This window comes from uncultured Tenacibaculum sp. (assembly GCF_947502995.1).
Taxonomy (GTDB): domain Bacteria; phylum Bacteroidota; class Bacteroidia; order Flavobacteriales; family Flavobacteriaceae; genus Polaribacter.
On the sequence record NZ_CANNBW010000008.1, the window covers coordinates 127924 to 144256 of the forward strand.

General features: G+C 33.2%; 5 protein-coding genes. 4 read left to right on the forward strand and 1 reads right to left on the reverse strand.

Annotated elements, in window-relative coordinates:
- The first annotated feature begins 115 nt into the window (after positions 1–115).
- A complete protein-coding gene (locus Q1A46_RS08295; protein WP_299676645.1) occupies positions 116–463 on the forward strand; it encodes a hypothetical protein in 348 nt (115 codons plus the stop codon).
- A gap of 57 nt (positions 464–520) precedes the next feature.
- Here Q1A46_RS08295 and Q1A46_RS08300 read toward each other — a convergent pair whose 3' ends face one another.
- Positions 521–1366 (reverse strand): hypothetical protein, encoded by an 846-nt coding sequence (locus Q1A46_RS08300; RefSeq protein WP_299676556.1) that lies wholly within the window; start codon positions 1364–1366, stop codon positions 521–523.
- A gap of 446 nt (positions 1367–1812) precedes the next feature.
- On the opposite strand from Q1A46_RS08300, the gene Q1A46_RS08305 reads away from it, so the two are divergent.
- The 3 genes from Q1A46_RS08305 (at position 1813) to Q1A46_RS08315 (ending at position 16301) form a co-directional block, all read left to right on the forward strand.
- Positions 1813–2742 carry a type IX secretion system membrane protein PorP/SprF gene (locus Q1A46_RS08305; protein ID WP_299676559.1) on the forward strand — a complete coding sequence of 310 codons (930 nt, stop codon included), beginning with the start codon at positions 1813–1815 and terminating at the stop codon, positions 2740–2742.
- A gap of 13 nt (positions 2743–2755) precedes the next feature.
- The gene (locus Q1A46_RS08310) at positions 2756–4501 is read left to right on the forward strand and encodes an OmpA family protein (protein WP_299676562.1); all 1746 of its coding nucleotides are present in this window, start codon (positions 2756–2758) and stop codon (positions 4499–4501) included.
- Positions 4502–5024: 523 nt separating this feature from the next.
- Positions 5025–16301, forward strand: coding sequence for a GEVED domain-containing protein (locus tag Q1A46_RS08315; RefSeq protein ID WP_299676565.1), 11277 nt, complete (start codon positions 5025–5027; stop codon positions 16299–16301).
- The last annotated feature ends 32 nt before the right edge of the window (positions 16302–16333 follow it).

Here is a 16333-nt window from a genome sequence, read left to right on the forward strand (position 1 = left end):
TTTATAGTTCTTCTAGCTTGTTTTAACTATTTATACTTCACATTTATTTTTTTAAAATAGATTTAAATTTTAATTAAAAGGTGGTAAAAAAGGTTGCATATTTGGAGCTTTAAGAATTGGAGCTAAATATTCTCATGTTTTTTCTGGTTTTTCTGATCATAGTTCTATAACAGATTTACTGCAAATGAGTTTGTTTGTTGAAGAATCTTTAGATCACTATAAGCAAGATAATTCAAAAGAAGAATCAGTATTAGAAGTTATAAAAACAAATAAAGCTAAAATGATTCCTTTCCGATTTGATTGTGGTAAAAACGATGAATTAATTGAATATAACAGAGAATTGCATCAAGAATTATTAAAGGAAAATATTTCACATATTTATGAAGAGTTTTCTGGCAAACATGAATGGGAATATTGGGAAAACCATGTAAAAGATAGTTTACTTTTTTTTGATAATTTATAATCCTGAAAAACATAAATACGCCTTACTGATTTTAGTAAGGCGTATTTTTATGCATGATTAACAAGGTTCTTCTTGATCTACTTTAATAATGTAGTCAATAATTTTTTGACCAGTTTTTAAATTTAACTTCTTTCGTAAACGATATCGTGCTGTTTTCAAACTTCCAGGAGAAATATTAAGAATATTAGCTGCTTCTTTTATATTTAAGTTTAATCTAATCAACGAACATATTTTTAAGTCATTTGGATTCAACTCTGGATGTTTCGATTTTAGTTTAGAATGAAAATCTGCCAAAGTTTCTTCAAAAAAAAGTCTAAAGTGTTCCCATTCTTTATCAACTTGTAGATTTTCTTTTCCAATATGTATTAGTTCTTGAATTAGTTTTTTTTCTTCTGAATGGGAAGAAGTTTTTTCAAAACCTCTGGCTAAAGAAAATACCTTATTTATGATTTCATTTTTTTGTTGAAAGTTAAAAGCATAAGAACTAAGTTGTTTGTTTTTTAAGTCTATTTTTTGCTCTAATTTTTTTTCTTTTTTTAGTAAAAATTGTCTTTGAATGTCTAACTTTTTTTGTTTTTCAAGAAAAATACAACGGTAACGATTTATAATCAAATAGGAGCTGGTTAGAAAAAACAGGAAAAATCCGATAATTACAATTTTACTTTTAAAAGAAGTATGTGTAGTTTTATTTTCAATAGTATAGAATAGGGTTTTTTGTAATCCTAAAACTGTATTTAAAATACTTTCATTTCTTTCATAAGAATAAGAATTAACTTTAAAATTAAACTGTGTTAAACTTGTATTTTGAGTTAGTAGTTGTTGATTAATACTCAATATTAATATGAGTATAATTTTTCTTCTTTTTTCAATAGACGATTGTAGTCTTTTCAAAAATGATTTCATTCTTTGTAGTAATTTAGTTTAAATAATTATTTGATTAAAACAAAAAACGAGAAGTGCTTTAAAATAGAGAAAAATTCATAGTGGACAAAGAGAGGACAGATGTTTGTTTTTAGTGATTTTAAATTGAAATTAAGTCATTTTTTCATGTTCTTTTATTGTTTATCAGTGTGTTATTGTTTTTTTGAGTGAAGTTGTTTTTTACCAGTAATAACATTTTGAATAAAAAGAAAGGTTTTTGAAAAAATCAAACTGTAACCTTTTGATACGCTCTCGTTTCCTTTTGTATACACTCTTTTTTTACTTCTACAACAAGATTATTCTATCATTGTATATCAATTAACTCATCCAAATATTTGCTTTTTAAAAGAAGTGTTTTTATTCAATTCAATTGAATGAAACATGATTTAGTTCACATTAAAAAATGAAACAATAGATAGAAGATATAAATGAAAAGAAAGAAAAAAAGATGCTTGTTATTTGTACTATTAATCATAGTAAATTTTTGTACTGCTCAGCAAGATGCGCAGTATACGCAATATATGTATAACACAATTAGTGTTAATCCTGCTTATGCAGGAAATAAAGGAGCATTAAATGTTGTTGCTTTATATAGAAATCAATGGCAAGGATTAGAAGGAGCACCAACTACGCAGACTTTAGCAGTTGATACTCCTTTAGGTGTTTTACAGCGTTTAGGTCTTGGACTTTCCGTTATTAATGAAAAAATAGGTCCGACTTCAGAAACTTATATAAATTTAGATTTATCATATCGTATTCCTGTTTCAGAAGAAGGAGAATTAAGTTTTGGTTTAAAAGGAGTTGCACATTTACTTAGTGTAGATTTTAATAAACTAGATTTATTTGATCTAGATGATTCTAGTTTTTCTACAAGTATTACTAATAAGTTCAGTCCTAATATTGGTGTAGGAATGTATTACAATACAGATAGATTTTATCTTGGTTTGAGTGTGCCTAATTTATTAGAAACAAACCATTTTAATACGAATCAAAGTTTAGGTGAAGAACGAATTAACTATTACCTAATTAGTGGTTATGTTTTTGATTTAAATAATAATATAAAATTTAAACCAGCATTATTAACCAAATTAGTTTTTGGTACTCCTTTACAAATAGATTTATCAGCAAATTTTATGTTTTACGAAAAGTTTACGCTAGGTTTAGCTTATCGTGTAAGTGCTGCCTTAAGTGCATTGGTTGGATTTAGAATTTCTAATTCATTAACCTTAGGATTTGCATATGATAGAGAAACAACAGAGTTAGGTAATACAAGATTTAATAGCGGTAGTTATGAAGCAATGTTACGCTACGATCTTCCTAAAATCAGTATAAGAAGATTAACACCACGTTTTTTTTAAAATCAAGATGAAAATGAAAAAATCATTTAAAAGGACCTTAGTATTAGGAACAGTTTTAGTATTGCATGTTTCGGTTTTTTCTCAAAATAGATTGTTAAAGAAAGGAAATGAACAATACGATAAATACGAATACATAAATGCTCAAAATACATATTTAAAAGTAGTGGATACTGGTTTTGAAAGCTCAGAACTTTTTACAAAATTAGGAAACAGCTATTATTTTAATAGTCAGTTTGAAAATGCTTCAAAATGGTATAAAATACTTTTAAATAAATATGGAACAATTGTGAAAACTGAATATTTCTTTAGATATGCACAAACCTTAAAAGCCATAGGTAATTATAAGGAAGCAGATTTGTACATGCACAAATTTTCAAGGTTGAATCCAGAAGATAAGAGAGCGCAATTATTTCTTAAAAAACAAAATTATTTAAAAGATACCAATTCAGAAGTAGAAAAATATAGAATTAAGAATTTAGAAATGAATTCTTCTTTTACAGATTTTGGTACAACTTATTATGGTGATTATATACTTTTTAGTTCTTCTAGAAAAGAAGAAACATCTAAACAAAATATTCATGAATGGAATAAAGAATTGTATTTAGATTTTTATAAAGGAAAACCAGATCCTGAAACAGGAGATTTATATGAAATTGAAAAATGGGATCATATTTTCAATAGCGATTTACATGAATCAACACCAGTTTTTACAAAGAATAAAAAAATAGTGTACTTCACAAGAAATAATGAGGATGGAGGAAGTTATGATAAACTTAATCAACAAAGAAGAATAAGAACAGATAAGTTAAAAATTTATCGAGCAAGTGTTAATGCTAGAGGAGAATGGACAGAACCTGAACCATTACCTTTTAATAGTGATTCTTATTCTATAGCACATCCTGCTTTGAGTAACGATGGAAAAAAATTATATTTTTCTTCAGATATGCCTGGAGGAAAAGGAGAGTCAGATATTTATGAAGTTGAAATAAATTCTGATGGATCATTCGGAGTTCCAATTAACTTAGGAGCAACAATTAATACAGAAGGAAAAGAAACTTTTCCATTTATTAGTGCTAACAATGATTTGTATTTTTCTTCAGATGGTCACGTCGGACTTGGCGGATTAGATATTTTCAAAGTGAAATCATTTTCCGACAGCGATAATTGGAAAGTAGAAAATGTTGGAAAACCAATAAATAGTAGAGCAGATGATTTTGCAATAATAATGAACAAAGATTCTAAAAAAGGATATTTCTCATCAAATCGGAAAGAAGGAAAAGGAAAAGATGATATATACAGTTTTGCACGAATAGAAATTAAGAAAAAAGAAGAACCAAAAATTGAAAAAGATACTGTGATATTACCAAAAATCACAGAAATTAAAAAAGGAGATGATTTAGGGAAAACTTTAGTCTTAAACCCAATCTATTTTGATTTTGATAAATCTTTTATCAGACCAGATGCGGCTATTGAATTAGATAAAATTTTAGCAGTATTAAAAAAATATCCAAGTATTAAAATTCAAGTCAGATCCCATACAGATAGTCGTGCAATATGGTATTATAATACAGCTTTAAGTAAACGAAGGGCAAAAAGTACAAGAGAATATTTAATTAAAAATGGAATTAATCGAAATAGAATTACAAGTAGAGGTTATGGTGAATCCAGATTACTAAATAAATGTAAAGATTATGTGTATTGTACAGAAGAAGAACATCAGCTAAACAGAAGAAGTGAATTTATCGTAATAGAAAAATAAGAGGATTTTAATTTAGTTCTTTCCAAATGTAGATTTTTTTTTATGGGGATAATAAAATCTCTACGTTCCAAAGCCATTGTAAAATACAATGGCTTTTCTTTTTGCACATTATAAATTTTGAAATCACTCATTTAATGGAGGTAAATAGAAAATAGCTTTTATAAAAAACATATTATTTTGTTGTAAAATCATTTCATGTTAACGGTTAATTCCTATTTAAAATGAATAATATATCAAAAAAACATGAGGTTTTTCTTAGATGTTTGTTAGTTAGTATTTTATCTTGTTCTTAAGTGTCTTTTTATCCTTGTTTGTTCTCTTTTTGTCTACCTGTTTTATTCTATTTTTTAGAGTCTCTGATATTAGTTTTGTTTTGTGAAACAATAAAACGGGGGTTTTATTTACACACACTATATTCCAAAAATAATTCTTGATTTTTTCACCTCTTTTGGTGAAAAAATTGAGGTTATTGAAGTAGTAGAGATATAAAAGTCCCTGGCTTTATTTATGAATGGATACTAAAATGATAAACAAAACTATTTCTCTTATTTCAAAAGTATTTCTTTTAACTATATGTTTAGTATCTGTTTCTTTTTCTACAGTTACAGAAAATGACAATCTATTAACTTCCAAATCTAAAGTTGATGCTAATATTTTTTTAAAAAATAAAAATAGTCAACCAAGTGTAGAGTCTTTGTTAAGTGTAGATTATAACTTTAATTTTTTAGAAAGTTTTAAAAGTGTTTTACCTATCAGCACATGTATAGAAAATACAATTGAAACAGTAAATACAGAAGCTGTATTTTCATTTGATAATATTACAGATGATGAAGATGGAACAAATAATCCTGATATAACCTCATCAATTATTTTTGATACAGATAATATCGCAGGTGGAAGTTCTTTAGTTTTCGATGGAACTACAGAAATGGGATTTCAACCAAGTTCAACCGCAGATACTTTTGGTAGAGCATTTAGAAACTTATCTGTTGGTTTTTGGATAAAACCAGATACAGCTATACCTACGACAAATGAAATTTTATATGAAGAAGGAGGTGCTGGTGTTGGTTTTGTAATTTACAGAGAGGTTACAACTGGAAATATTGTTACAAGAATAAGAAATGGAGCAAACTCAGTTCAAATTGCTAATTTTCCATATCCTGCGGATAATGATTGGCATCATATAGCTTTTACATTTAACAATGGTAGAGGTGTTACTTATTTAGATGGAGAAATAGGAGGTGATGTTACTGTTTCAACTACTTTAATGCCTGCACATACTAATGCCAGTGGATTTGGAGGAATATATGGAGGTTTACATGCGGCTATTGATGTAGTCACTGCTTTTAGTGGGTATGAAGGTAAAATGGATGAAGCTTTTTATAGTTATAATACCATTAGAGGTGGACAAATTTTGCAATACATACAATGTTTAAAAGGAAGTGCTATTGGTGATTCAAATCCAATTCTATGTCCAGACGTAGCTTTTCAAACAAATAATGGTGAATATTATAGCATAGATTTAGCATCTGGTGAAACCATACAACAAACAGTTACAAACACAGTATTTACGAATACTTTTGCAGCGGGTTTCAATGAGAACGATGGTTTGATATATTCTTTGACTTTTGACCAAATAACAATCACCGAGATAGAAGAAACAGCGCCTAAAACTTATGAATTTACAAATCACAAAGCGGGTCCAGTAGTTGGTCTTCCTCCTGGTGTTGATTATGCAGCAGGTGATGTGTATGATAATAAACTATATGTTAAAACTACTTCGCCCTTCATATATGAAATTGATATAGATAATACTTCTCCAACCTATTTAACAGTAACAAATACAATTCCTTTAAGTAATAATATAACAACTACTAGAGATTTTGTAATCTCTGATGGAATATTGTATGCCGTAGCGGAAGACGGTAATGCATATACAATTAATTTAAATACAGGTAATGTAACCAGTCTTAGAAGAGCATTTGGTGCCGCGCCGCCATTGGCAGGAATGTTTATGGATGGCGAAGGTTTAATATATGCTATTAACAACACAACAGGTATAATTTATAGATTAGATTTGAGTGAAGCTTTTCCAAATACTGTAGAATTTTCTAATACGATTACCATGGGAGCTAATGATGGTATTTTTTGTAAAAACAATATCTTCAATTTTGATTTCGGAGATGCTCCTGATTCCTACGGAACAATATTGGTAAATTCAGGTAAAGGTGGACCAAGACATTTGATTACAAATTATGATGCAGTAAATTATACATCTAACCTAAATTTAGGAGCTACGATAGATAGAGAAACCAATGGTTTTGTTGGTTTAGCTAGTGGGGATAATAATGATGAAACTGTTGATGAAGATGCCTTAACTACCATTCAAGATATTGATATAAACGGAACAACGCATACCATAACTATTCCTTATGTAAATAACACTGGAAGTGATGCTACGATTTATGCTTGGATAGATTTTGATAGAAATGGAACATTTGACGATAATGAGGAGTTTACAAGTGTTACGGCAAGTTCTGGTGCTACTTCAGCAATTTTAAACTGGACTTTTCCTGCTGATATTACTTCAGGAAATACTTACATGCGATTTCGTATTACTTCAGATGTATTAACAGATTCAACTTCTGGAAATACAGACGATAGAGCTTTAGGTTTTGCTAGTAATGGTGAAGTTGAAGATTATGCTGTTCGAATTGATAGTGGAGGTAATATAAGTGATTGTTTAACAGATTTTATTGGAGTTGGTAATACCGAAGCTATTTACTCATTTGATAATACTACGAATGATGAGAATGGAACCAATAATCCAGACACTACTACTTCTATTACATTTGATTCAGACAATATCGCTGGAGGAAATTCTATTGTTTTTGATGGTACTTCAGAGATGTCTTTTCAAAATACAGCAGTAACAGAGACTTACGCGGCTGCTTTCGCAAATTTATCTGTTGGTTTTTGGATAAAACCAGATTCAAATACACCAACTACAAATGAAGTTTTATATGAAGAAGGAGGAGGAAATGTAGGTTTTATAATCTATAGAGAAGTTACCACGGGTAATATTGTCGTAAGAATAAGAAACGGATTAGCTTCTGTTCAGATAGCTAATTTTGTATACCCAACTGATAATGAATGGCATCATATTGCTTTTACATTTCAAAATGGAAGATCTTATACTTACTTAGATGGAGAAATAAGTGGGGGAGGAACGGTTTCAACAACAACAATGCCAGCACATTTAAACGATAGTGGATTTGGAGGTATTGCAGGAGCTTCACATATAGCATCAGATTTTTCTACAAATTTCGGTGGTTATCGAGGGAAAATGGATGAAGCTTTTTATAGTTACAATACAATAAGAGGTGGACAAATTTTACAATATGTACAATGTTTTTCGGTAAATAGGTTTTCTAGTTCTTCTTTATGTTTTTCAAAAGCTTTTCAAAGTACAAATGGAGCTTGGACGAGTATTAATTTATTTACAGGAGCTAGTGAAACAGGAACTGTAATTAACCCTATACTTGTTAATGCGGGGGGATTCAACGAAAATGATGGTTTAATTTATTCTATAGGATTTACCAATGGTCTGCGTAACGTGCTTGTAATTACAGAGGTAAATAATACAGGTTCTGGGTATGAGTTTACAAATCGTTTGGTTGGACCTATTCCAGGAATTGCACCAACGACATCCTTTTTAGCAGGAGATACTTTCAATAATAATTTGTATTTACATACTAATTTTGGTAATACTATTTTTGAAATTGATATTGATGTTACTTCTCCAACATATTTAACTATCACGAATACGATTACCATGAGTAGAAGTCTTGCTATATCGGATCTGGTAGTTGAGCCAAACACTGGAGATATTTATGCAGTTACAAGCGGTAGATCAATGTTTAGAATAGATTCAACCAATGGAAATGTTCAAGGTGTAGCTGCGTTAAGTTATCCTGCTTCTGGTTCTAACTCATCTTTCGGAGCCATGTTTATGGATGGTGATGGGCTTTTTTACGGAATTCAAAACAATACAGGAATTGTTTACAGAGTAAATTTAAAAGACATTAGTCCCAATACTCAAGTATTTTCAACTAGTGTCCCAGCTAGTGTAAATGATGGTTGCTCTTGTAAAAACAACAAAATATCTATTGACTACGGAGATGCACCTTCTTCTTACAGTACTCTTTTAGTAAATAATGGTGCACGTCATCTTATTCTAAATTATGATGAAACTAACAACACCTCAAGTCTTTTATTAGGAGCAAATGTAGATTCAGAGACCGATGGATTTAATAGTGCTGCTATTGGTGATGATTCTGACGGAATAAATGATGATGATGCATTATCTCCTGCGCCAAATGTTGATATAAATGGTACGGTACACACTATAACAGTTCCATATGTGAATACAACAGGAGTTGATGCTACTATTTATGCCTGGATAGATTTTGACCAAAATGGAACATTTGATGATAATGAAGAATTTACTAGTGCTATAGTTTCTTCAGGTGGAACTTCAGCTTCATTAACTTGGTCTTATCCTACAGATATTACTTTAGGAACAACGTATATGCGACTTCGTATTACCTCAGATACATTAACCGATACTACTTCTGGAGGAACAGATGATAGAGCTTTTGGACCAGCAAATGATGGAGAAGTGGAAGATTATGAAGTTGAAATAGTAGATTGCTCAGGTATAGTTCCTACTGTAGGAGCAGTAACTCAGCCTACATGTACAACACCTACAGGTAGTTTTCAAATTATAGGATTTAGTTTAGGAGATACTTACACATTTTCACCAAGTGTCGTTAATATTTCTTCAACAGGATTGGTGACAGCAAATCCAGGAAGTTACACTTTTACAGTAACCGATACAGATGGTTCAGGGTGTACTTCTAGTTCTAGTGCAGTTATTGTTGTAGATTTATTACCTACTACTCCTGCAGTACCTGTAGCTACACATGTAGATCCAAGTTGTACAGTATCAACCGGAAGTATTAATGTCACTAGTCCAATAGCGACTTCAACATATACATTAACAGGAATAACTCCAGTGGTAGCTGCACAAACTGGAATTAGTTTTACAACGTTATCACCAGGAACTTATGAATTAACAGAAACAAATGCAGATGGTTGTATTTCTGTGGCGACTACAATTGTTATTGATCCTGCATTAACAACACCAGCTGCACCAGCTGCAACACATGTAGATCCAACCTGTTTAGTAGCAACCGGAAGTATCAATGTTACCAGTCCAGTAGCAACTTCAACATATACTTTAACAGGAATAACTCCTGTAGTAGCAGCACAAACTGGAACTAGCTTTACAGCCTTAGCACCAGGAACTTATGAGTTGACAGAAACAAATGCAGACGGATGTATTTCTGTGGCGACTACGATTATTATTGATCCTGCATTAACAACACCTGCTGCTCCAGCTGCAACACATACCGATCCAACGTGTGTAGTTGTAACAGGAAGTATTAATGTCACTAGTCCAATAGCAACTTCAACATATACTTTAACAGGAATAACTCCTGTAGTAGCTGCACAAACTGGAACTATTTTTACAACATTAGCACCAGGAACTTATGAATTAACAGAAACAAATGTAGACGGTTGTATTTCTGGAGCGACTACTATTGTTATTGATTCTGTATTAACAACACCAGCCGCGCCAGCTGCAACACATACCGATCCAAGTTGTTTAGTAGCAACCGGAAGTATTAATGTCACTAGTCCAGTAGTAACTTCAACATATACCTTAACAGGAATAACTCCTGTAGTAGCAGCTCAAACAGGAACTGTTTTTACAACGTTATCACCAGGAACTTATGAATTAACAGAAACAAATGCGGATGGTTGTATTTCTGTGGCGACTACGATTATTATTGATCCAGCATTAACAACACCAACAGCGCCAGTCGTAACACATACTGATCCAACGTGTGCAGTTGCAACAGGAAGTATTACCGTGACTAGTCCAGTAGCAACTTCAACATATACCTTAACAGGAATAACTCCAGTGGTAGCAGCACAAACTGGAACTATTTTTACAACGTTATCACCAGGAACTTATGAATTAACAGAAACAAATGCGGATGGTTGTATTTCTGTGGCGACTACGATTGTTATTGATCCAGCATTAACAACACCAACAGCGCCAGTCGTAACACATACTGATCCAACGTGTGCAGTTGCAACAGGAAGTATTACCGTGACTAGTCCAGTAGCAACTTCAACATATACCTTAACAGGAATAACTCCAGTGGTAGCAGCACAAACTGGAACTATTTTTACAACGTTATCACCAGGAACTTATGAGTTAACAGAAACAAATGAAGACGGTTGTATTTCTGTGGCGACTACGATTGTTATTGATCCTGCATTAATAACACCAGCTGCGCCAGTAGCAACACATGTAGATCCAACGTGTGCAGTTGCAACCGGAAGCATTAATGTCACCAGTCCAGTAGCAACTTCAACATATACCTTAACAGGAATAACTCCTGTAATAGCTGCTCAAACTGGAATTAGTTTTACAGCCTTAGCACCAGGAACTTATGAGTTAACAGAAACAAATGCCAGTGGTTGTGTTTCTGCTGCAACTACTATTGTTATAGATCCTGCATTAACAACACCAGCAGCGCCAGCTGCAACACATACTGATCCAACCTGTTTAGTAGCAACCGGAAGTATTAATGTCACCAGTCCAGTAGTAACTTCAACATATACCTTAACAGGAATAACTCCTGTAGTAGCTGCGCAAACTGGAACTAGTTTTACAACATTAGCATCAGGAACTTATGAGTTGACAGAAACAAATGAAGATGGTTGTATTTCTGTGGCGACTACTATTGTTATAGATCCTGCATTAACAACACCAGCAGCGCCAGTTGCAACACATACCGATCCAACCTGTTTAGTAGCAACAGGAAGTATTAATGTCACTAGTCCAATAGTAACTTCAACATATACATTAACAGGAATAACTCCTGTAGTTGCTGCACAAACTGGAACTAGTTTTACAACGTTATCACCAGGAACTTATGAGTTAACAGAAACCAATGCAGACGGTTGTATTTCTGTGGCGACTACTATTGTTATTGATCCAGCATTAACAACACCAGCAGCACCAGTTGCAACACATACAGATCCAACGTGTGTAGTTGCAACAGGAAGTATCAATGTTACGACTCCTGTAGCGACTTCAACATATACATTAACAGGAATAACTCCTGTAGTTGCTGCACAAACTGGAACTAGTTTTACAACGTTATCACCAGGAACTTATGAATTAACAGAAACAAATGCAGACGGTTGTATTTCTGTGGCGACTACGATTGTTATAGATCCTGCATTAACAACACCTACTGCGCCAGCTGCAACACATGTAGATCCAACCTGTTTAGTAGCAACAGGAAGTATTAACGTAAGTAGTCCAGTAGCAACTTCAACATATACTTTAACAGGAATAACTCCTGTAGTAGCTGCACAAACAGGAACTAGTTTTACAACCTTAACACCAGGAACTTATGAATTAACAGAAACAAATGCAGATGGTTGTATTTCTGCTCCAACCACGATTATTATTGATCCAGCATTAACAACACCAGCCGCGCCAGCTGCAACACATACCGATCCAACGTGTGTAGTTGTAACAGGAAGTATTAATGTCACTAGTCCAATAGCAACTTCAACATATACTTTAACAGGAATAACACCTGTAGTAGCTGCACAAACTGGAATTAGTTTTACAGCCTTAGCACCAGGAACTTATGAATTAATAGAAACAAATGTAGACGGTTGTATTTCTGGAGCGACTACTATTGTTATTGATTCTGTATTAACAACACCAGCCGCGCCAGCTGCAACACATACCGATCCAAGTTGTTTAGTAGCAACCGGAAGTATTAATGTCACTAGTCCAGTAGTAACTTCAACATATACCTTAACAGGAATAACTCCTGTAGTAGCAGCTCAAACAGGAACTGTTTTTACAACGTTATCACCAGGAACTTATGAATTAACAGAAACAAATGCGGATGGTTGTATTTCTGTGGCGACTACGATTATTATTGATCCTGCATTAACAACACCAACAGCGCCAGTCGTAACACATACTGATCCAACGTGTGCAGTTGGAACAGGAAGTATTACCGTGACTAGTCCAATAGCGACTTCAACATATACATTAACAGGAATAACTCCAGTGGTAGCTGCACAAACTGGAATTAGTTTTACAACCTTAGCACCAGGAACTTATGAGTTAACAGAAACAAATGCCAGTGGTTGTGTTTCTGCTGCAACTACTATTGTTATAGATCCTGCATTAACAACACCAGCAGCGCCAGCTGCAACACATACAGATCCAACGTGTGCAGTTGCAACAGGAAGTATTAATGTCACCAGTCCAGTAGCAACTTCAACATATACCTTAACAGGAATAACTCCTGTAGTAGCTGCACAAACTGGGACTAGTTTTACAACGTTATCACCAGGAACTTATGAATTAACAGAAACAAATGCAGACGGTTGTATTTCTGTGGCGATTACTATTGTTATTGATTCTGCATTAACAACACCAGCTGCACCAGCTGCAACACATGTAGATCCAACCTGTTTAGTAGCAACAGGAAGTATTAACGTAAGTAGTCCAGTAGCAACTTCAACATATACTTTAACAGGAATAACTCCTGTAGTTGCTGCACAAACTGGAACTAGTTTTACAACGTTATCACCAGGAACTTATGAATTAACAGAAACAAATGCAGACGGTTGTATTTCTGTGGCGACTACGATTGTTATAGATCCTGCATTAACAACACCTGCTGCGCCAGCTGCAACACATACCGATCCAACGTGTGTAGTTGCAACAGGAAGTATTACAGTTACTAGTCCAGTAGCGACTTCAACATATATATTAACAGGAATAACTCCTGTAGTAGCCGCGCAGACTGGAACTAGTTTTATAACCTTAGTACCAGGAACTTATGAGTTGACAGAAACAAATGCAGACGGATGTATTTCTGTGGCGACTACGATTATTATTGATCCTGCATTAACAACACCTGCTGCGCCAGTTGCAACACATACCGATCCAACCTGTACAGTAGCAACCGGAAGTGTTAATATCACTAGTCCAGTAGCGACTTCAACATATACATTAACAGGAATAACTCCTGTAGTAGCTGCGCAAACTGGAACTGTTTTTACAACGTTATCACCAGGAACTTATGAGTTAACAGAAACAAATGCCAGTGGTTGCATTTCTGCGGCGACTACTATTGTTATTGATCCAATGTTACCAGTTCCTAGAACTCCGAGTGCAATTTTAACCCAGCCAACTTGTTTAGTTCCTAGTGGTACAATCACATTTGTAACCCAACCAAATGTAGAATATAGTATTGATGGGGTGAACTTTCAAGCTAGTGAAGTATTTACTAGTTTATCACCAAATACTTATACGCTTACGGTAAGAAATACGACAGGATCACGTTGTTCTACAGTAGGTTTATTCCCTGTAACTATAGATGCTGTACCAAGTTCACCACCAACACCAGTTTTAGCAAGTGTTCTACAACCTACTTGTTCTATACCAACAGGAACAATCGCTTTTGTTTCTCAACCCAATGTAGAGTATAGTATTGATGGAATTACTTTTAGAACAAATGAAGTTTTTTCAAATTTACCACCCAACACTTATAATTTAACAGTTCGAAGTTCAATAGAAAGAAATTGTGTTACAACAAGTTCAGTTCCAGTTGTAATTAATTCAGTACCAATTCCACCAACAATTCCAGTTTTAGCAAGTGTTCTACAACCTACTTGTTCTATACCAACAGGAACAATCGCTTTTGTTTCTCAACCCAATGTAGAATACAGTATTGATGGAGTAACTTTTCAATCGAGTGAAGTTTTTGCTAATCTTTCGCCCAATGCTTATGATTTAACAGTTCGAAGTACAGTTGATACCACATGTTCAACAACGAGTTCAGTACCAGTTGTAATTAATTCAGTACCAATTCCACCAACAATTCCAGTTTTAGCGAGTGTTTTACAACCGACTTGTTCTATACCAACAGGAACAATCACTTTTGTTAGTCAACCCAATGTAGAATACAGTATTGATGGAGTAACTTTTCAATCGAGTGAAGTTTTTGCTAATCTTTCGCCCAATACTTATGATTTAACAGTTCGAAGTACAGTTGATACCACATGTTCAACAACGAGTTCAGTACCAGTTGTAATTAATTCAGTACCGATTCCGCCAACTGTTCCAGTTTTAGCGAGTGTTTTACAGCCTACTTGTTCTACACCAACAGGAACGATCACTTTTGTTAGTCAACCCAATGTAGAATACAGTATTGATGGAGTAACTTTTCAATCGAGTGAAGTTTTTGCTAATCTTTCGCCCAATACTTATGATTTAACAGTTCGAAGTACAGTTGATACCACATGTTCAACAACGAGTTCAGTACCAGTTGTAATTAATTCAGTACCGATTCCGCCAACTGTTCCAGTTTTAGCGAGTGTTTTACAGCCTACTTGTTCTACACCAACAGGAACGATCACTTTTGTTAGTCAACCCAATGTAGAATATAGTATTGATGGAATTACTTTTCAATCGAGCGAAGTGTTTGCTAATTTATCACCTAATACTTATGATTTGACAGTTCGAAGTATAGTTGATAGTACATGTTCAGCAACAAGTTCAGTTCCAGTGGTAATTAATTCAGTGCCAAGTCCGCCAGTAATAAATGCAACAGTAACTATTGAGCTAAGTTGTACTATTAATACAGGAGAAATCACAATAAGTAATCCTGTAGGAAATAATTTCGAGTATAGTATTAATGGAACAACTTTTCAAAGTTCTCCTATTTTTTCTAATTTACTTCCAGATACTTATCAAGTAACAGTCAGAGATATTACAGATATTACTTGTATCTCTACAACTTCTCTAAATATAGTTGCTGCTCCAGTAGTGAATTTAGCAATTACTTGTCCGCCTTCAATAACCTTAGAATGTGGAGCTTCATTGGAAACTACTAATACAGGTTTACCAACTGTTATTGAAAGTTGTGGAGAAGTTACATTTACATTTACAGATAGTAATTTGATAAATGGGTGTAGTAGTAATACTGGAACTTTTATACGAACTTTTACAGCAACAGATGAAAGAGGAGATACAGTTACTTGTACTCAAGAAATCATTATTGAAGATAATACTCCACCAGTATTTAATACAACTATTCCCCCGAATTTACTAGTTTCCTGTGATTCAATTCCAGAGATAGTAACTGTAAAGGCTACAGATACTTGTGATGATACAGTGAATATAACTTTTAGTGAAAATAGAATAGATGGAACTTGTTCAAACAGATATCTTATTGAGCGTATTTGGACTGCAACTGATGTTTGTGGTAATACTAGTACTTTTACGCAAGAATTAAATGTTTTTTGTCCAATAAAAGTATATAATGGTGTGTCATTTAATAATGATGGATCTAATGATATTTTTTTGTTAGAAGGAATAGAGTGTTATGCAAATAATACGGTGAAAATTTTTAATCGATGGGGAGTGTTAGTTTTCGAAACAGAAAATTACGATAATGTAAATAATGTATTTAGAGGAGTTTCTGATGGAAGACTAACAATAGCGAGAAATGAAAAATTACCAACAGGAACTTATTTTTATATAATTAAATATGATTTTCCTAACAATGGTAATTTAGAGGTATTAACCAAATCAGGCTATTTGTATATAAATGATTAACATCATAATTAGATTAGTTAAAATTATTCGTT